The organism is Candidatus Bathyarchaeota archaeon, assembly GCA_023131225.1.
In the GTDB taxonomy this organism is placed as follows: Archaea; Thermoproteota; Bathyarchaeia; order Bathyarchaeales; family SOJC01; genus JAGLZW01.
In genome coordinates this window covers 91306-110877 of sequence record JAGLZW010000013.1, presented here as the reverse complement: position 1 = coordinate 110877, position 19572 = coordinate 91306, and the positions used below count along the sequence as shown (strand labels likewise).

Sequence of the window (19572 nt, the reverse complement as noted above, 5' to 3'; positions counted from 1 at the left end):
CGAAGCTGAACTTTTCAATGGACAGGATGCCAAGTAAAGCTATTGACAAGCTTGTTCCGCTCGCTGAACTTGAGAAGTGTTTAGGTGAAGGTTGGATGTTTGTGGCAAAGATTGATGACCGTAAAGTAATCGTCAGGAGAAAATGGTAGAGTGTACAAGCTTTTGGTTATGACAAGATGGTGTCTGCACAATTGGTGATAAACCTGAAAATCTGGTGTTGAGGCGTGTCGAGTTTGAGATCAATGAAACCATTTTTTTGTTCAAGTCATGTGGAAATGGAGGGTAATACAAGTACTTTTCAGTTTGGGAGGTTTCCTTAGTGGGAAGGTTACCTAAGAGGAAGATTGATGAGATTCAACGCCTTGATAGGGAGGGGTATTCAAAGAAGGAGATAGGCAAAATGGTCGGAGTGAGTAGGGGGACCGCAGCGAAATACATTGGGAAGAAGCCTAGCATGGGGGAGAATTTGGTGAAGGAAGCCGTTCCTCAGCTTCTTCATGAGGCTATTAGAACCATCTGCAACTTGCTCTATTTATTAAATGGGATGCAATATGTGGAGATATCCGACATGTCTGACTCAGCGGACAAGCTGGCGCTCAGGTTTGCAGAAAGAGTTGCCCAGATAAGCCCTGAATATGCCAAACACTTCATGAAGGATAATCGATACATTGAATGGTTAAGAGGAGGGATACTTGACCTCTCCAAAACGGACGCGCAGCTTAACGAGACTGAGAGGAAACGAAGAAAGGCTTGGGTGGCCTTGATGAAGAAGCACTACCCAGAGAAGTTAGCTGAAATTGTGTAGCTCCTGCCTATTGTGTTCTTCTGTGCACGCATTTTAAATATTCGTGTTCGAATAGTTATTAAATGCCATAGATCGACTACAAAAATGGCGTACTGCGCTTTCTTAAAAGGAAGGATAGTTGATGGGAAATACGGAAAACTCTCAAGTCGAAAAAACCCTCACCGATTTAGTCAATTTATCATTATCTGAGAGAGAGAGTATTACCGACGAAGCTAAAAACCATATCAGGTCACTAGCCAAGGAAGGTGCTCTAGAACAATATCAAACTAAGGGAACCATTGAGCAATGGACCTATGAACTTCTAAAGAAACTTAGGAAAGGATTGACAAATGAGACTTGATAAGATTCATCTTTCGTGGTTTAGAGGAGCCGCAGAAAGTGGTGATCTTGATTTAAACTCGAAAAATCTAGTTGTATACGGTTCAAATGCTTCAGGAAAATCCACATTCGTAGATGCGATCGAATATGTTATTAATAAAGGTAAAATTCGCCATCTATCACACGAGTACAGTGGTACAAGACAAGAGCTGGGCATCAGAAATACCCACACGCCCGATGGAACGTCGTCAAAATGTGAAATTTACTTCGACGACGGCTCATGCGTTTCGGCCGACATTAAACCTTCCGGGACCTTTATCCTAAAAAGCGACCCACCAGATCTTTTAGAGAGAGTCCAGAGTTGGGCACTAGAGAATCACCTTTTGCGTCAAGACGAAGTATCTGATTTTATCCATTTGACTAAAGGAAGGAAGTATTCTATACTACTTCCTCTACTAGGTTTAGACGACCTCGAATTTGCCGCTGAGAATCTAAAAAGACTTAAGAATCATGTAGCCGAGCAATCCAAAGTCGAACTTGTAAACAACAAACTGACGTATCTAATTGCCAGAGTGAAAAGCCACTGTGGATCTGGCAAACAAGAGGACGTTCTACTAAAGTTACAGAATTTAGCGAAAAAATATTTAGGTATGATTCCTACCGGAGACATCTTAGACATATCATGTGCCCTTATAGAAAGGGCATCAAAGTCCGAAAATACACGCTATACAATTCTAGATCAGATCTTGAATGAGAATCTCGATAAAAAACTTGAAGAAGCTATCTCAGCGCGAGAGAATGCTGAGGGAGTTGTTGGAACCATACTAGATCGCCAAATTTCCGTTTTGGAATCTACCTTAGCGTTCACTGATGCTTTAGAGGACCTGAATAAAGAAGTTCCATGCCCATCTTGCGGTCAGATGGTTATGGGAGTTGATCTAGCTAACCATGTTCAGAAAGAGCTTAATTCTCTCGAAAAAGATAGGGAACTACGTGATGCTGCAGCGGAGAAATGCAATTCTCTAGCCATGTCAATAAAGGAAACCGTCAAGAAGTCGAAAGATCTCTCTTCGTGGTTAGAAAGTGGTGAACAAGAACGCCTTGCTAATGCCCTTAGTAATCTGGAAAAGATAGAAGTCACCGATCCTCTTAGAAACTGGGATAAGTCAGATTTTAAGGTTCTGAAAGATAACATTCCAAAAGTAGTCCTTACCATTTCCGAAGAAATCGAGGAAGTACCTTCATCAGTCAAAGAGCTGCTTGATGATCTCAAAGCGATTGAGGCTGGCTCAACATTCCCTAGTATTCTTGTATTACAGAACTATGTGACGCGCATAGAATCCCTTCTGAATGCCCTGGAAACTTGTGAACATAAGGTTAGAAGCGAAATTAGGAGCAGGACAGAACGTACCATTAGAGAAATCTCTTCTGAGATTCAAGGTCTTTGGTCAAAGCTCCATCCAGATGAACCAATCGAAGAAGCCCGACTCTATATCCCTGGCGAAATGGATAAAGCTATTGATATTGCCATAAAGTTCTTCGGAGTAGACCAACCATCACCTCGTCTAACTCTTTCTGAGAGCCACAGAAATAGTCTCGGGCTTTGCATTTTTTTGGCGCTTGCAATGCTAAAGGCGAGTCCCGATCACCCGATCATACTTGATGACATTGTTTCCAGTTTAGATCGAGAACATCGAGGAAGAATTGCAGATATACTAATGGAAGACCTCAGCGATCGCCAAGTCGTTCTTTTTACGCACGATCGTGAGTGGTATAACGAATTACGATTCCGACTCCCATCCAATAAATGGAAATTCCTAGTTCTGCGTCCTTGGGAAAACCCGAAGATTGGTCTAAGGTGGTCGAGATCAGCATATACCTTTGATGAGGCTCGCGATCTAGTCACCGGTCATCCAGAAGCTAGTGGTAATAGAACTCGATCAATCATGGATGAACAACTAGCGATAGCAGCTGAAAGATTAAGATTGTCAATGCCTTTTCTGAGAGGGGATCGTAATGATCGCAGAACCTGTATAGACTTCCTCAACCGGATTCTTGGGGAAACCCCTAGTCGATTTAGAAAGAAGGAAGGAAACAGGTGGGTGCCTTTTCCTGATCCAATATCTGAGTGGAAAAACGCAAAGAATCTTTTGATTGCTTGGGGAGATCGATCATCGCATACAGGAACCTTGACAATAGGAGAAGCTCGGAAACTGATCGAGGCTTGCGAGAAAGCGTTAGAAAGTTTCAGATGCCCTTCATGTGGTGACTATATATGGCTAGCTGATCAAACAACGAGAGAAAGACTACAATGCTCGTGTGGGCAGTTACAGTGGAGATATGGATAAGACGGCGATTCAATTCATTAATGTATCTGCAAAAAAGTAATGTGCACACATACACTAAACTGAACCAAAAGACTCATGAACTATCTAATCCTAATCCATATTAATTGTTAAAGGCGTTCAAAGTGATATGAACTTAAGAACTGCTGTTGAAGAAATATTAGAAAATCTGCAGGAAATAAAGAAACAGCATAGACTTAAACATCTACGGAAATATCTAAAATTCATTCTAATTGGCTTTTTTATAGGTAGAGACACAGAAACGAAGATTCAAGAGCTTACTTCGCAGAATCAATCAATTATTCAAACCATAGTCACACACCTCCACGATTTGGTGCATGTAAATAATCGGATTGAAGAGATAACCGATAACTTTGTCATTCTTAGAGAACTGCAAGAAAGAATAGAAACCTTCAAAGAGAAATTCAGCGGCATGCATAGTCTGACTGCAGAACTGGAAGAAGAATTGAGAAAGAAACATGAGCTAATTCTAGACCACACTAAGAATTTAATTAAACAGAAAGAAAACATTGTATATCAACAGGTTGAATCAATCCTAAACAGTGGTACCTATCTAATACACTCGGACAAGCAACAATGTATTAATTCGATTAAATCATTTGAGAATGACTTAACAACCTGTAAACAAAAAAATATCTTCAACGAGAAATTCATAGGAAAGCAATTAGAAAAGCTAACTGAATCTCGCCAGATTATTTTAGAATACAACACTAAATTCGTACAACAACGAAAAAAAGATTACGAACATCTCTGGAATAATGCTTCCTTATCTCTGGATGACGAACAGCAAACAGCAATAGTAACAGATGATAAACATAATCTAGTGGTAGCAGCTGCAGGCTCAGGCAAAACCGAAGTTCTGACCACAAGAACCGCATATCTGATTACTAGAAAACCTGACACTGTTCACCCTCAGAGAATTCTAGCCATCGCCTACCAAAGAAAAGCTATGGAACAAATAGAACAGCGGCTATACAAACGGCACAACATTCAAAATGTCAATGTAAAAACATTCCACAAACTTGGAAAAGACATTCTGGAAGAAACTGGCGACTATTTTGTCCATACTGACATCGTTAATAATAACAGAAAACATGATATAATTAGTAGAGCTTTCAAACAGAAAGTCAAGAATGAATCTCAATACTATCAATTATTCTTGGACTTCGTTCGAACTCTCCATGACAAGGAGATAAACGAAGGAGATGAAGAAAAAGAAGAAAACCTTGCATATGCACGTGAACGTCCCTACTTTTCCATTGATAACACTCAGGTGAACAGTCGAGCTGAAAAGGAGATTATGGATTTCTTTTTAATGCATAAACTGAATGGGAGAGCTATAGCAATAAGGTACGAACCTGATATAGGTGGATTTCTCCCTGATTTTCATCTGCCTGAGTACGACATATTTATTGAACACTGGGGTCTTACCAAAGAAGGCGAAGTTCCTAACTGGTTCAATCAGACTACAGAAGAATATAAACATGCTATGGAAATGAAAAAGCAATGGCTGGCTGACCATGACAAAGTGCTTATTGAGACCTTCGCTTATGAGTATGACGAGAATAACCCTTATGACTTCTTCGAAGTAGTAAAATCAAGGGTTACCACCGCACTTCAAAAGATGTATGGTAAAAATTTCGAATTCACTCTCAAGAGCTATGAGGAAATTTTAGATGTCGCATGGCAATCATACAGAACTCCTGTAGATGATATTCAAAATTTCATAACTATCGCCAAGACTTATGGTCTACGACCTGAAAATATCGCACAAAAACTTCGCAATGGTAACTGGTTATCTAAGCAGATTGCTTTTGGTAATCTTGTGCTTCCAATATTTTCTGCGTATGAAGAAGCCTTACGAGAATCTCAAAGGATTGATTTCGAAGATATGATAAACAAGGCTATCGCAAAACTCGAGGATGACCCGAATCTGCGAGCTAATTTATACGACCATATACTAATCGACGAATATCAAGACATAAGCGCTCAACGTTACAAACTAATTAAAAAATTAATGGAGCGAAATCCTGACTGCAAACTCTTTTGTGTTGGAGATGATTGGCAGAGCATAATGGGATTCGCAGGCTCCAACCTGAATTTCTTCGTTAACTTCGACCAATATTTTGCGAATCCAGCCATCACAAAAATCTCTACCAACTATCGAAGCATTAAGACCATTGTTGATGCTGGAGCAGCACTTATCAAAAATAACACCAGTTGTCAAATCCAGAAACCTGCCCAATCACACACCCCTCAGATTCGACCAATAAAAATTCTCAAGGTCGCTCCAACAGATTATGAATACGACAACGATGTTCAAATTGCTGAAGATTGCGTAGACCGAATTCAACATTATATTCAGAATGGGTGCTCTCCTAGCGATATACTTGTACTGAGCCGATGCATGCGAACCAAAACTAAACCTCGTGGATACAAGTTTCTTTCATACGTTAAGGCTTTGATGGATAGAGCAAAAGAAAGTGAGCTGCAACTTGCATATGATAGAGTGCATACAGAGAATGAAGTTCGATTACTTACCGCACATCGAAGTAAAGGATTGGAAGCCAAAGTGGTATTTCTGCTCAATGCTACTGAAGACACCTATGGTTTTCCATGTCAGATAGAGGACCCAGCTATTTATGAACCTGCAAGAGAGGATTACCCTCCACAAAACCCTCTAGAAGAAGAACGTAGACTGTTCTATGTAGCTATTACTCGAGCGATGGAAGACCTGTACATATATACAAGGGAATCAGCGATGAGTAAGTTTCTCAATGAAATTACTGACTACACTACTGAAGAGCCTCTCACTCAAATGAAATCGAATAATCAAATAAAAGAGATAAAAGACCCCAATTCGGTTGAAGGACTCAAGGAAGCTCACCTAAAAGCCTATGAAATTTGGGAGCCTGAAGAAGACAATGAATTATTAGAAGAGTACAAAAAAGGCATTTCCATTACTGAATTGGCGAAGAGACACAAACGAACACGCGGGGCTATACATTCCAGAATAAGAAAGCTTGAAAAGCGAGGTTTATTCTCTAGACGAGAAAAAAAACAACAAGGCATTTCATCTTGAAGATAGGAGTGTAAAATATGGTGAGCCAATCAATCCATCTAAGGAAGCGCGCGTACACAAGAGTCCAATACCTTCCTCTACTGACTCTGACCTCAGAGCTGCATAGGAGCTACACAGCTCTGTCATAGACTAGTGTAGAAACGTTTGATTTTCCTATTATATGCTTGATAAGGCTTTTTCTATACAGCTCTATCAATCCGCTATAGAGCGCTATGGATAGAATCTATAGAGGCAGATTCTTGTTTAAGCACAGTATAGAACTATTGTTTCACATAGGGACTGTAAAGTGTTTTGTCTTGTTGGGGAGGTCCACGTAGAGCTGCCTCTTCTGTAGTATAGCGCCACTAGTGTCCTAAGTGTTCTAAGCATATAGAGGCCAAAGCTCTGTACCTTCTTCTATGTGAACAGCCTAACCAGTCATCTATTTGAATCTAAGGCACTTCTATAGTCTCACCTTTAACACTTCTTTCCTTGCTTATCGATTGTGCGCGCAAAGTTAGATGTATTGTAAAAGCATGGGACATTCTATCAAAAATCTGTCAAACCCTGGATAAATAACATACATGCGCAGTCTTGGACAATACTTACAGCGCGTGTGCGCAAACCTATTTACAACTCTTTTTATTAAAAGCTAAAGCTTCTGATAAGATTTTATACACGCTCATTCTAGTTATATCGACAAGGACTAGAAGAACGAGGAAAGAAGAAGTGTTGGTTCCAAATGGTTATGAAGATGAGATTAAGTGTCATGATGAGCTATTCTCCGGCTCATCGTGGGAAATAGGTAAAATTCACTGGTATATTCAGAAAGCTGATACTGAGATGGACAGTAGATGCGAAATTAGGAAAAAGGGCGAACATAGCAATGTACTATTGGAGGTGACACCTTTTGGTGAAGAAGTTGGGACCGATGAAATTAACTGGTGGGTTTATAGAAGGGAAACGGAAGTTGAAGAGTTAAGAAAAAAGACTGAAGTCGTATTGAGTTCTGCTCAAAAACTAAAAGAAGATTCATTTGCATTAAAGAGCAAATCTGCTCCAAAGTCGTATTCGGATCTAATAAGAAAAATTCATAACTTTACGAAAGATCACAAGAAAGAAATCCATGATTTGTATGACTATGTATTGTGGTTACACGAAAAGGATGTTCTTGCGCCACGTATATTATTTGCCTATAGAGTTTGGGGATCAACAAGACTTTCAGAGCGAGTGATAAGGATTACTGCGAATACTATTGATGAAGATCATGAGACAGTAAAGAAATGTGTGGAAGTGGCTCTTGGTTTACGAATAGACCAGATTTACACAATAGGAACGGTTTATTCTGACATTTTCTATGAGATTGCCGAATCACTTGATGATGAATATCCGGGTCCAATTCCGGTGCCCCCCAAGCAAAGAGTTCTCGGTCGAACTTTTCACAGAGTTCTTTCTGAACTTGCTACCTATTTTGAGTTTCTTCGCCAATCCTTGAGGAATATCATTCTCGACATCGAAAAGTATAATGATCAAATGAAACTACTATACAGAGAATCCTTTTGGAAATCCTTCATAATGAAGGCCATGAGTAGCAATAGAATCGAAAATCAACTATGGGATTTCAAAGCAACTTTAGAAATGTGGCATCCAAGACACAGGGAAAGAGAGAAAGCCGAGTTTAAGTTTTGCGAGCAAATCGCTAGCTTCGCAAATACAAATGGTGGAGTCCTGATTATAGGTGTCACAGATGAACCACCAAGAAGAATCTTGGGGGTTCAGGATATGGAAAATAGAATAAAAGATGCCAAGAACGTTCTTAGGAGACATGTTAATTATAATACTGGCTTCACTCACTGTCAGCAAATACCAATGAAAGATGAGGATGGAAGGGATAAGAGTTGTCTAGCAATTGCCGTAGCCCAAACAAAGGATGTAATCTCGGTCAAAGATCAAACCGGAAAGATTTCGTGTCCAATCAGAACGGAAACAGGGTTGGAAAGAAGCAGTTACGAGAAGATTAAAGATTCAAAAAAGAACATACCAAGTGACAATTATCGTTTCATATTGAACCTCTATACATTCTTGCATGACCAGTGATTTAGTTGAATAGATTTCGCGCGCGCATTTCAATTTGATCTCATCTACCTTTTAACCATCATTGCCTGAAAAGTCGTAATGGGTTCAAAATAAACTGTGTGCGCACGAGTAAGTCTCCATTTGAGATAGTTCTGACTGAATTTAGGTCCAAAGATGGTGAATTTCAATACGGATAAAAACGAGGTTGATCATTTCTAAAATATCACATCTCAATTTTTCAAATGTGTGAACTTTCGCTACATTTTGAGGAAATGAACATATCTAAAGAGGGAGATTTATCAGTAAATATTTTGTGGAGAACAAGAAGGCACTGAGGTGATTTCATTCTAAGAACTCTGTTCTTTCCAACAATATTCTGGACTTCCTTACAATGCTTTTCTATGTCAAATAATAATATTCCTATGCCATATTCACCTTGTCTCCTTGCTATACGCCCAAGTCCCTGTTGAAGTCTACGGGTAATGTCTTGTTTCCCAAAGATACGTTTCTTCTTGACAAGATCTACAAGAGTAGGTCTAGGATACGGCGGATCCGTTATTATAACAAGTTTAAGGCACTCAATGGTGATTCCCTCCCAGAAAACTGTTGATGCTGTTAAAAGGGTACCGTTACGATAGCTTAGGAAATCGTTGAATTTCTGCAGGTTAATCATTAACGGTGCGGGAGGAATCATTGTAATATTGTCAAAAATCTTACCGAGACTTTTGAATGTTTTTTTACAGCTATCGAAGTTGTTAAAGAGAATTAGCGTTCTCGTTTTAGTTTCTCGAATTAGTTCCTCAAGAAGGCTTGTCTTATCTTTCGAACTAAGCTCGTCAATCACTGAAAAATAAACACTTTGTTTCTTTCTCCAATCTGCTGTTGTTTTTATCGGAGTCGCTCGTTCGATACTACTTGCAGGAATCCCACAGTAGAACTGAAGCTCTTTGTCTGACAATGGTGAAGCAGAAAACATTAGTATGCGATCCATCGGGAGTTTGAGTTTACATAAATAATCTGATGAGCGGACAAACTTAATTGAGCACCGTTTGTTTTGCCTCCATATGTAAATGAAGCTGATCCATGAGGTTGGGTTTTGAATAATTGGTCTGAGATACTTTGAGAATTTTGGAATATTATCTAGATCGTCTAACAACTCTCTTGCAGAGTTGAACGATAACTGTTTGGCAATAAAAGATTTGTTTGGAGGTAGATGTCTGCTTGCGATGTCGAAAAATAAGTCTTCTTTTTCTGTAAAATCTATACTTCTGACAATGTTTCTATCTAGTTCCAGAAAGGTTTTCAGATTATGTGCTTCGTCAGCTAAGACGAAATTGTATTGTTTCGTAGTCTTGAGATACTCGAAGATGTTTAGGAAATCAATATCTTGAAGCCGTCCACGCACATCATGCTGAGCCTTCTTATATTCCTCCTTAAGATAGTTGTTCGGAACTAATATGGCGATACGATAATTTTTTTCTTGAAGAGTTCGTGCAATAAGGCATATCGTATGCGTTTTGCCCGATGCTGTAGGAGCGACAAAAACTAATATTGGTTTTTGGGAATTCGTAAGTTTGTCATAAACCTCTTCTAATAATTTTCTCTGTTCAGGCAGAAAAGACCCATATTTCCGAAAAGGAATTGAAAAGTCCTCTAATTTAGAAAACCACTGTTCCTTTGATAGTAACTTCATTGGAATCAGACATAAAAAAGTGTTCTGAAAATCTTCTCATTGCTTGGCAGACCATATTCGTTAACATAACCAGCATATCTCTTCATATAGTATAGCGGAGCTGGTAGCTTTGTTTCATGTCCACTGGTCCCAGAAACGAGCGAAAGAGAAAGGATGTAATGAAGAATTTTATCTTTGTTAAAAATACCTTTGCTTCCGAGTATCTTGAGTCTAATTGGATTTGGACAACCTCTGTGATATGTACCCACTTTTGTAGATGCTGTTGTCAATAAATAGTACTCGTCGTCTGCAAATCTCAAGATGGATCCTTCAGGAACTTCTTCATATGCTTCTATAGGAAAGATTACAGTGGGCTTTCTTCTCCGCCTCTGAGTTTTTATAACCGGTCTGAATGTGGAGAATAATCTGAGTTCGTCTCTCTGTTTTATTTGGATAAAGATAAATTCTGGGATTATGGAACCGATCTCATCAAGGAGAAATTCCTGAAGTTGTTGGTCGATAAAAGACGACAGTATTAGTAGTTTATCAATGTTTTTTGTACTTGCTTTCAGTTCCTTAAGAAAATCTATGCCATTTTCAAAAGGTTTAGATTGAAAAATAATCTCTCCTTCTGGTTTCATTAAGTTAAAAAGATAAAATTTCACCGAAGTGATGGGATTTCTATATGCGTATATCGATAAAACCGTAACCTTTTCAGGATTCTTTAGGACCCAAGGCCACCCTCCAAGTTTTAAGGTTATCTGCATAACTAGTTGCGGAATAGATTTATCCATAGCATTCTTTGGTGTCACATTCTGATGAGCTATTCCAAAATGATTGATAATAATGCTCTTACATTTCCTCATAATTTCTTCATCATCTGTCACCGTTATTAATAGATCAAAAGAAGGAGTTACCGCCTCAAAGTCTATTTCCAAAATGTGAGAAATACTGACTTCGGAATTGTTTCTAACTTCGAGTTCCTTTTTCAACTTTTCTATGAAGGGTAGATGTATTTCTTCACAAACAGCAAGGATCTTTATTCTTTCTGGCGTTGGTTTAACAAAAGTCGTTGTCTTGGAATACTTTCGATAAAAATTGATACCAAAAGGAGGCTCAATATCCGTTTCTTTATTACCGAACTTTATGGCCACAGATGATGATGTAACATTCTTATCCACTTCTTTTGGTAAAACAGAGAACTCGAGCTTGTTGGGATAGATAATTCGAAATCTGGTTCTTAAAATATCATCGATTTTTTTAGTTAGCTCGAGAATCTTTCTAAGTTGATCTCCACAATGCGGATGAAGTATGTCAAAAACTTGAGAGATTTGAGATTTTGAGACTCTCATCCTGATATCTTTGAATGTATGTCCAACCACAAGCAACTCGGGAACATGAAATTGATCCCTTTTTTCGCCTTCCGGGGTAATCATCTGCCACTTCACGAGGGGTTGCTTTTTGTCTTTAATAATTATTCCTTGAACTTTTTTGTGATAATCGCATGGAGAAATGTTGCCTTCCAAGATCTTACTCTCGGCTCGATAGTCCCATGTTATTTCGCGAATGAAAAGTGACCGAGCAGAATATGCTTTTACGCTTGCTCTCCGGTTCAAAAAAACCCAGTTAGCAAACTTCACGAAATCTTTAGGTGGGTCATAAAAATCGATTTTTTTGTTTTTAATGGTCCCCCACCATTCAGCAAATACCTTCAATTCATTCAGTAGATTCTTCCATGATCTCAACTCAATTTCTCTATTTAGAATCAGGTGAGGAATCCCATCCATGACACGAATTCCTCTATAATATCTTCTGCCGTCTTCGATTCCTATCCTCTCTCGAAGTCCCTCATCAAAGTATCCTTCACCTCTTTCCATTATGAAGGGTGAAAAAATGCTATACTTGTAATAATCATTTGATAAGTGAACTAGAGCTAGGTCAACAATCTTGCTTACCAATCTTCCATATTCCAAGGGTGACTCTGCAAAAACGATATGCTCTTCGCCTGCTGGTTTCAACTTTACGTTGTAAGTGGCTGTATTTTTAAGTTCAACTTCATTCTGGAATTCTTGTTCACTGATTGATTCCTCGAGTACTTTGATTTTACCTGAATCAGAAATAACTGCTGTTTTCAATGATCGGGTTAGCTTCTGGGCTAATTTCGCTAAAACCTGATAGAAGTGATACATGTTTTCTGGAGAGGGAGTTAGCTCAGGATCATAAATATTCACTTTGAAGGGCTTGTAAGTCTTCAACTCGAATAGATTTACATTGAAATTGACACTCATTATTCTCTACTTCCGAAACTGTTTTCTATTTTTTCTATTAGTTCATTTACACTTACAGGGAATATCCGTTCACGGAAAAAGTCAGAGAAATTTTTGCTGTTCTTGTATTTTTTTAACCTGTTGTCGAGAATTACACAAACTCCTTTGTCATTTTCTTTCCTAATCAATCTCCCTATGCCTTGTTGAAGCCTAATCAGCATTTTTCGTCTAACAAATGGAAAAGATTTTGTTGAATCAAGATAGACAGGTGGTCTTATGAAGGGCAAGGAAAAAATTATTTCCATTTTCAGATCGCTTATGTCTATTCCTTCCCATAACCTCGAGGAAGCTGTTGCCATTATTATGTCTGCTTTTTCGACTAACTCCTGAACCAACTCGTTTTGATAACTCTCATCAATAAACACTATTTTTCGAGGTACCAATTTTCTTAAGAAGGATTCCGCTCTACGTTGATCTCTATAACTCTTGAAAAGTAAGAGAACCTTTCCTTTAGTCTTTTTTATGATGGTTGCAGCTATCTCTATGCCATTCTCGATCGGGTCTTCTGGAAAATCCTGTGTCTCATAAATCTCGAGGTTTTTAAACCAATTTTCAACAACTGGAGGATAAGAGTAGGGTAAGATTACAATATCATCTTCCGAATACTTTTTATGAGTACAATATTTTGCATGTGTGTAAACATCTCCGGGAGTTGCACTAACAAATAGAACCAGTGAATTGCCAAAAAGGGATTTTATTATGTGCTTTTGAAAAACTTCTGAGCTTCTTGCTATAAGATTTGCCTCCTGAGGCTTATCTGGAAAGTAATAATCTTTCTGAATGTAAAACGTGTTCAAGCTAGTATTTTTGCAACATTTTACGAAATACAATAAATTATAGAATACACCCTTTTCAAGTTCATCGAGAGTCGACAATTGTCCCAAAACTTCGTCGTAGCCTTCCATTTGCGCAATTTCTTTAATTATATCTTCTGGAACTCTTTTTTTGAACTCCTTTGGAGGTACAGTTCTAAATGCATCGTCAAAGGAGTCTAGGAAATTTCCTGCAAAATCGGAGATTGTATCTTCTTTTGATTCGTGTTCACGGTAGAGTTTTTCGATTTGATAATAAGATATGTTAGTTTGAAACTTATCCGAAAGTGCGTTCTCAAAACCATGAGAATCATCGATCACCACAAAATCGAATCCTCGCGAAGTTGGTACTGACAAGAATTTGTGGAAGTTTGTTAAGATTAATTGATGTTCTTCAAGTTGTTTGTTGGTGTATATAACAGCGCACTCTGGATTTTCCGTTTCACAAAGACTTCTCTGTTCACGCGTACATGTAGTATATTCTGCTTTATTATTTGTGATATGACATGAATAGTGTTCTATGCCCTTTGCAGCATAAACTTCAGGGTCTGTTCTGAAATATGGTAAGTATTTGCCAACGATCTGGTCAATAATGAGATTGGTAGCAGTTAAAATTGCTACTCTGTAATCGTTAGCTGCTGCCGTAATTGCCACAGGTAAATACACAAACGTCTTTCCAGTTCCCGTAGGAAGTTGAAGGACAACATCTTTACCTTTTGCCAGTTCAACAATGAGTTCTTTAATAATATTCCTCTGGTAAGGTTTAGGTTCTGTCCTGAGGAAAGCTCGAAAACACTCTTCTTCAGAAATTACTATTGGATTACCCAAATTAAAACATCTCACTGAGAATATTGAAGTAATACACTAATAAGTAATTAAAAATGTCATTAAAAAAATATTCTTCTGCTATTTTAACATAATTTGGAATAACTACATTATGATTTCAATCTAGAAGGATTTTTGATTGTTACAATTGCCTTTGAGTCTTTCAACTTTCGGTCCATTTTCAGTTGCGAGCGTCAGCGAGCAATATCATACTGACGCTTGCTTTCCATATTCAGGCTCAAGCGTCAGCTATTAAAAGCAGCTTGGTTGGTTGGTTGGATTAAATTTTAAGCCCACACACACATAACTATGAGGTTGGTATCCGCTCGCCACACCGAGTGCATCCCCACGGGCCCGCCACTTCTAACCAGAGCTCAGAAACGAGAAATGAATTATTCCTAAATTATCTGTGAAACATTAGAGCTACGGTTACATTTTTTTGGGTGCTACAATGCCGATTAGATTCAATGAATTTCTGAGCACTATTCTGATCGCCTCGACTAGTGCCAGCCTTGCGTCGCTTAGTGTTTTCGGCTTCGCTTTTAATACAGGTAAGGCATTGTAAAAGCTGTTGAATTTGTCGGCTAGAATGTTTGCATAGTCGGCTATCGCGTTGGGTTTTAGGTTTTCTGCAGAATTGACGAAGACTTCTGGGAAGCGTGCAAGCGCCAAAACAAGGTTGTGTTCTATTGGTTCTTCTAGTAGTGAATAGTCCGGTTTCTCTGGTTCTCTTTTTGCTTTTCTCAAAATGCTGAGGGCTCGCGCATGAGAATATTGAATGTAAGGGGCGCTATTTCTTTCGAAGTCTATCACTCTGTCCCAAGTGAAAACTACGGGTTTTACGGGGTCAACTTCAACGAGAGCATATTTCAGAGCCCCGATTCCAACTATCTTCGAGATTTTCGACTTTTCTTCATCGGCAAGTTGTGGTGAACGTTTTTCCACTTCTTCACGGGCTCTCTTTATAGCCTCATCCATCACTTCGTCAAGGGTTATGTAGCGTCCTCTACGGCTAGACATCTTATAATCTGGAAGAGTTATCAGATTGTAGGCGAAATGTGTAAGATTTTTTGCTTGGTTGGCATGTCCTAAAGCCCATAGGGCCAATTTCAATTGTTGTTGTGGTAGTTTTTGTTCCATTCCGATGACATTGATTACTTTCTCAGCTTTCTTGAACTTCCACAGATTGTATGGAATGTCTCTTGTAGTGTAAAGTGTTGTTCCATCGGATCTAATCAAGGTCAGGGAAGGGATCTCGTAATCTTTCTTTATACCAAGGATTTCTTTCAATTTTAAATTCTTTGCAACTTTCTCTGCGTCGAACTCGATAACGCCGCCTTCTTGGAAAACGTACGGGGTTTTCTTTAATTTGTCTAGGTTTTTTGCAACTTCATTGTTCCAAACAAAGTCGCTTTCCCAGTCCCAAGAGTCATAGAAAATTTCAGCTCTACTGAGAGTCTGTTTAAATCCTTCCAGACACATTTTACAGACTTGGCGCACCAAATGTTTTGCTTTTTCTTCTCCGGCTTCGTAAGCACGGTTCAAGCTGCTGACAGTTTGCTCTAGGTTCTCATCTTTTATTGTTTCTTTAAGGAGTTTGTTGAAAATTTGTGGAAATCTGTTTTTTAACTCTTTTGAGATAATTATCCAATCGTCGAGTTTTCGCTGAAGTTCTCGGGCGTCTTCATCAGTAGTCTTGTCTCGTGTTTTTTCAGCTTCCTTTTTCAGCCGATTTATCTCTATAATGCAACTTGCTACAGTGTAAATGTTGCCTACGAAATGGTCCGGCTTTTCTTCAGGTTTAGGTTCACCCAACTTGTCATATGCAAAGGCTGCGATTGCAGTTTGTCGGCCAACATCATCCACATAATAGTGACGAGCCACTGTATGGCCCCGAGCTTTCAAAATACGGGCCAGGGCATCACCTAAAACAGGGTTTCTTGCTTGCCCAATAGTAATCGGGTGAATAGGATTAACGCTTGTGTGTTCCACTATGACTTTCCGAGGTTTGTCTGTCTTAACATAGCCGTACTCATTATTCAAGATGCGAATAGATTGGATGACTAAAGCAGAAAGTTCTGCAAAATCTGAATAAAAATTAATATATCCTTTCCCAGCAGCTTTCACGTTTTTGATTATCGGAAAACTTTCTATAATAATATTTTCAACGATTTGATCTGCGATTTCACGAGGCTGCTTTTTTAATTTTTTAGCAAGCTCAAAACAAATAGATGAAGCCAATTCACCAAATTCCGGAGTAGGCGGAACAGCTAATAAAAAAGATTCAACAGAGATGCCAGGATAAATTTCGGTAAGAGCCTTTCTTAAAGCCTTTTCACAATCTCTCTGAAAATCACCGAAAGGGTTGATGGAAACCATATTGCGACCACCTATGAGAACTTATACAGCCTCATAAACTTTGCAGAAAATCCTCTTCTGACGTAACTAATAAATTGTTTGACAGCGAGAAAAAACGAGAAACGAACTAGTTTTTCTAGGCTACATTCTCAATAATTTGGGCGGAACATTATCCAAATCTAAACTTGCCTGTTTTCCCGCGATTTCTTGCACAGCCCAGTGTAATACTTCATGACTCAAAACATCTTCAATTTTACCATCGTGCTCACCGAAAACATAGATTACGCCTCCGCCAGTGTCATAAATACCATAAATAGGTGGGAAACAGAAACGAAACTGCAGCCTTCCATTTCGCATCTTCCAAGTCCTCTTCAATAAACACGTAGAAAAAAGGAAATATATCCATATTTGCGAATTACAGAATATTCTCACAATAGATACAGCTCAAAAATGCAAAACCATTTCGTGACAACCAAAATAGTGGCGGGCCCGTGGGGATTTGAACCCCAGATCTCCGGCTCCGCAGGCCAGCGTCCAAATCCAGACTAGACTACGGGCCCTCTCAACTGGATTATAGTGTTCTGAGCATACTAAAGAGAAAGCCATTAACACATTAATAAAATTTAGAAGTTTTAGATGGAGTAAGGGAACATTGAGGAATATGTACGTGCATAACCTTTCTTTCATAAATTTCCTAGAAAGATGTTACTAAAGAATTGAAAATGGAAGTTTAGGTTCTTTTTATTCTGTAGAGTCTGCTAGACTTTTCTTCTTCTGTACCAATAGGGCTACTAACCATGTTCTAGTTGTTCTTAATCTCTTCATCAATAGCCTTCTGCAATCTTCCAAATGATAGCATTTTCTGACTATTGACTGCTGTTAAATAGCCTTTAGTTAAATCTTCAACTGTAGATTCTAGGAGCTTCATGAATTGTGTACTAGCAAACTCTTTTTTTGGATCTTCCTCTTTCTCGCCATAGACAATAGACAGGAGTTCTTCAATTATTTGATCCATTCCATACAATTTTAGATGAAGCAACTCATGGATAACCAGCTCTTCCAGATTCTCGCACTTTGGGTTGCAACTCACTAAAAGGACTGCTTTTTTATCTTCAAGATCGATTTTTATGTCTGCAGACTTTCTCCAAGGGGTTTTGACCATTTTGACTATTATGTCCCAATCTCGCAATCTTAAAATAGCCTGCCATTTCTCCAAGTACTCTGCAATTTCTTTTTCATTAACGTTCATTCTGTGAACCTCCCATTATTTTTCACTTTGAAGTTTCATTCAACTTTCAATGTTCAGTAATACGAGGCAAAGGAATTTTTAGAGTTATTATTAGTTAATAGCTCGCTGTAGAGCTTCGGTGACGTTTTGTTTTCCCATGGCAATTATGTAAGGGCCAAGTCTTGGACCTGCAGGTATTCCGAGGAGAATTGTGTAGAGTATTTTGAAGAATCTTTTTGGTGATATGTTGTATTTTCTAGCGATGTCGAAAATTGCGCTTTGAATTATTTCCGCATTTATTTTGCCTTGAAAAGTTGCTACAAGTTCCTTTATTGCATCTGTCTCGTTTGCCGTGAGTTTCAGTTGGGTTTCTTTTATTTCCATGAAGTCGTTGTTCCAGTTGACAGCATATTGGATTCTCTTCTTTAGAGCTTTAAGCGGTAATTCCTTGTTTTCTAGGTAGCCATATTCTCGCAGCTTCTGGGTGACATATTCCGTTTCTTTGTTTTCGGGGGCGATTTTGGTTATGTATGCTAGGAGGTTGTAGGGCATATGGATGCTAGGCTTTGATGGGGGGTTGAGCCAGCAGCAGTACTTGTAGAGCCCTGTCAGTTTGGCAAGTTCTTTCTTGTTGGCGATTTGCTTCTTGCCGAAGTATATGTCCTCTAGTTCATCGAATTCGTTCATGTATTGAGGAATATCTACTACCGACAGTTCGCGAGTGCCTGCAAAGCGCTTTAGCATGAGCAAGATTAGTGATTGGGACGAGCCATAGCGCAGCCAAACTTGTGGTGTGAAGACGTTTCCGGCGGATTTTGAAATTTTCTTTCCACTTTTATCTAGGAACATTTCATATCTTGCGTGCATCGGTGGTTCGTACTTTAGGATTTCTCGGCAGATTCTATCGTTTATTCTCACGGAGTCTTCTATGTCTTTTCCGTAGGCCTCGAACCTTATGTCTAAGGCTTTCCATCTTACTGCGAATTCGCTTTTCCAGCTCAGTTTGCCTTCGCCCTCTCTGTAGTCCGTTTCGCCTTGGTATCCGCAGCCTTCGAGCCATTTTCCTTTTATTTCCATGCCTTTGCACGTGTACAGTATTTTCTCTTCATTCGGCAAGAATTTGTGGGCGGTTGTTGTGTAGATTCGCCCGCAATTGCCACATATTGGAAAATAAGGTAGTGCTTCGGTGTATCTTTCTTGTCCTACCTCTTCTTTCACGATTTTGCCTACTTGTTTCGCGTTTGTGAGGATTGTTTTGATTTCTTCGTTGAACAAGCCTTCTTTGTAAGCTTTTTCTGCTGAAATGAAGTGGTATTCTATGTTGGATTTGTCTAGGGCTTCTAGTAGTAGAGAGCTCATGTGTTCTCCGAAGCTGTTGTGGCATTTGAAGGGGTCGGGTATGCTTGTTACTGGGTAGCCGAGGTATTTTTTCATTGTTTTAGGAAAGCCTGCTGGAACTTTTCGCAAACCGTCTTTGTCGTCTGAAAATGCGATTAGTTCAGAGTTGATGCCTTGTTCCTTCAGGGCTAATGTTACTGCGAAGGATCTTGCTGCATCGCCAAAACTGCCGATATGAGGTAGCCCTGAAGCGCCAAGACCCATTTCTGTTCGGATTAGGTCAAGGCTGCGTCCTAGTTTATGTTCCCTTTCTATGATTCTGGCGGCTGCTTTGTCGTACCATGTGCCGTGACCGATGATTTTTACTGTCATCAAAGTTTCAGTCC

The 19572-nt window shown here is 39.1% G+C and carries 12 protein-coding genes and 1 tRNA gene; 5 read left to right on the top strand and 8 right to left on the bottom strand.

What is annotated here, in order from left to right:
• Positions 1–319 precede the first annotated feature (319 nt).
• From KAU88_04060 to KAU88_04040, 5 genes are all read left to right on the top strand, one after another.
• Positions 320–805 (top strand): hypothetical protein, encoded by a 486-nt coding sequence (locus KAU88_04060; protein MCK4477685.1) that lies wholly within the window; start codon positions 320–322, stop codon positions 803–805.
• A 121-nt stretch (positions 806–926) separates the two neighbouring features.
• Entirely contained in the window at positions 927–1145 is a 219-nt protein-coding gene (locus KAU88_04055; GenBank protein ID MCK4477684.1) for a hypothetical protein, read from the top strand.
• On the top strand, positions 1135–3471 hold the full coding sequence (locus KAU88_04050) for a hypothetical protein (protein MCK4477683.1): 2337 nt from the start codon (positions 1135–1137) through the stop codon (positions 3469–3471). The genes KAU88_04055 and KAU88_04050 overlap by 11 nt, the downstream gene beginning before the upstream one ends.
• Positions 3472–3598: 127 nt before the next feature.
• Entirely contained in the window at positions 3599–6571 is a 2973-nt protein-coding gene (locus KAU88_04045; GenBank protein ID MCK4477682.1) for a UvrD-helicase domain-containing protein, read from the top strand.
• Positions 6572–7279: 708 nt separating this feature from the next.
• On the top strand, positions 7280–8647 hold the full coding sequence (locus KAU88_04040; GenBank protein ID MCK4477681.1) for an ATP-binding protein: 1368 nt from the start codon (positions 7280–7282) through the stop codon (positions 8645–8647).
• Positions 8648–8864: 217 nt separating this feature from the next.
• Here the strand turns inward: KAU88_04040 and KAU88_04035 are convergent, their stop codons facing one another.
• The 8 genes from KAU88_04035 to lysS all read right to left on the bottom strand — a co-directional run bounded on the left by KAU88_04035 (position 8865) and on the right by lysS (position 19558).
• Positions 8865–10319 (bottom strand): DEAD/DEAH box helicase family protein, encoded by a 1455-nt coding sequence (locus KAU88_04035; GenBank protein ID MCK4477680.1) that lies wholly within the window; start codon positions 10317–10319, stop codon positions 8865–8867.
• Positions 10320–10324: 5 nt separating this feature from the next.
• Complete coding sequence (locus tag KAU88_04030; protein MCK4477679.1) at positions 10325–12586, bottom strand: hypothetical protein; 2262 nt, start codon at positions 12584–12586, stop codon at positions 10325–10327.
• Positions 12586–14265 carry a DEAD/DEAH box helicase family protein gene (locus KAU88_04025; protein ID MCK4477678.1) on the bottom strand — a complete coding sequence of 560 codons (1680 nt, stop codon included), beginning with the start codon at positions 14263–14265 and terminating at the stop codon, positions 12586–12588. The genes KAU88_04030 and KAU88_04025 overlap by 1 nt, the downstream gene beginning before the upstream one ends.
• A 426-nt stretch (positions 14266–14691) precedes the next feature.
• Positions 14692–16641 (bottom strand): arginine--tRNA ligase, encoded by a 1950-nt coding sequence (locus KAU88_04020; GenBank protein ID MCK4477677.1) that lies wholly within the window; start codon positions 16639–16641, stop codon positions 14692–14694.
• 120 nt (positions 16642–16761) lie between these two features.
• Positions 16762–16977, bottom strand: coding sequence for a hypothetical protein (locus KAU88_04015; protein MCK4477676.1), 216 nt, complete (start codon positions 16975–16977; stop codon positions 16762–16764).
• Between the two features lie 124 nt (positions 16978–17101).
• Positions 17102–17180: transfer RNA gene (locus KAU88_04010), tRNA-Arg, on the bottom strand.
• A 242-nt stretch (positions 17181–17422) separates the two neighbouring features.
• Positions 17423–17869 carry a hypothetical protein gene (locus KAU88_04005; protein ID MCK4477675.1) on the bottom strand — a complete coding sequence of 149 codons (447 nt, stop codon included), beginning with the start codon at positions 17867–17869 and terminating at the stop codon, positions 17423–17425.
• Positions 17870–17959: 90 nt separating this feature from the next.
• Entirely contained in the window at positions 17960–19558 is a 1599-nt protein-coding gene (gene lysS, locus KAU88_04000) for a lysine--tRNA ligase (GenBank protein MCK4477674.1), read from the bottom strand.
• Positions 19559–19572 lie beyond the last annotated feature (14 nt).

Coding starts and splice junctions, on each gene's coding strand:
- KAU88_04015 (MCK4477676.1), bottom strand. CDS start 16,977: ATGCGAAATGGAAGGCTGCAGTTTCGTTTCTGTTTCCCACCTATTTAT.
- KAU88_04035 (MCK4477680.1), bottom strand. CDS start 10,319: ATGAAGTTACTATCAAAGGAACAGTGGTTTTCTAAATTAGAGGACTTT.
- KAU88_04055 (MCK4477684.1), top strand. CDS start 927: ATGGGAAATACGGAAAACTCTCAAGTCGAAAAAACCCTCACCGATTTA.
- KAU88_04045 (MCK4477682.1), top strand. CDS start 3,599: ATGAACTTAAGAACTGCTGTTGAAGAAATATTAGAAAATCTGCAGGAA.
- KAU88_04005 (MCK4477675.1), bottom strand. CDS start 17,869: ATGAACGTTAATGAAAAAGAAATTGCAGAGTACTTGGAGAAATGGCAG.
- KAU88_04030 (MCK4477679.1), bottom strand. CDS start 12,586: ATGAGTGTCAATTTCAATGTAAATCTATTCGAGTTGAAGACTTACAAG.
- lysS (MCK4477674.1), bottom strand. CDS start 19,558: ATGACAGTAAAAATCATCGGTCACGGCACATGGTACGACAAAGCAGCC.
- KAU88_04050 (MCK4477683.1), top strand. CDS start 1,135: ATGAGACTTGATAAGATTCATCTTTCGTGGTTTAGAGGAGCCGCAGAA.
- KAU88_04020 (MCK4477677.1), bottom strand. CDS start 16,641: ATGGTTTCCATCAACCCTTTCGGTGATTTTCAGAGAGATTGTGAAAAG.